1 protein-coding gene is annotated in these 518 nt (G+C 70.5%); it reads left to right on the top strand.

The annotated features are described in order from the left end of the window. Positions 1-518, top strand: a 518-nt coding sequence (locus tag D3273_RS28005; RefSeq protein WP_129230320.1) for a PAS domain-containing protein, incomplete at both ends; no start/stop codon positions are given.

The following is a 518-nucleotide window of genomic DNA, read 5'->3' as shown; positions in this document are numbered from 1 at the left end:
TACGTGGCGGCCTCGGTCGTGGTCAGCGTCGTCTGCTCCGTCGTCGCCATGGCGAGGGCGACGGACCTGACCTCGACAGGCCGGCGGCTCGAGGTCGGCGGATGGCTGACGCTCGCGATCTGCGGGCTTCACTTCACCGGCATGACGGCGATCACCGTGGCACCCGGCACGGCGGAGGCGACGGGGGGCACGATCCTCGGTACGAGCGGCCTCGCCGTCGCGGTGGGTGGCGTCAGCGTCGCCATCCTGATCGCGAGCCTGATGGCGATCATCGTCGAGCGGCACCTAGTACGGCGCTCCCTCCGAGACCTGGGCCGCATGCGCCTCATGAGCAACCTCGCCCAGGAGGTGCTCTTCATCCACCGCGACGGCGTCGTGATCGAGGTGAACAACGCCGGGGAGCGCCTGCTCAAGGCCTCGGCCGAGGATATCATCGGCCGTCCCGTGCTGAGCCTGTTCGCGAACGACAGCGCGCCGGCGCTGATCCGGCGTGAGCGCTGCCCGCCCCTGGAACGCCG

Origin of the sequence: Lichenibacterium minor (assembly GCF_004137685.1) — a bacterium.
In the GTDB taxonomy this organism is placed as follows: domain Bacteria; phylum Pseudomonadota; class Alphaproteobacteria; order Rhizobiales; family Beijerinckiaceae; genus Lichenihabitans; species Lichenihabitans minor.
This window is presented reverse-complemented; position numbering and strand designations above follow the sequence as displayed.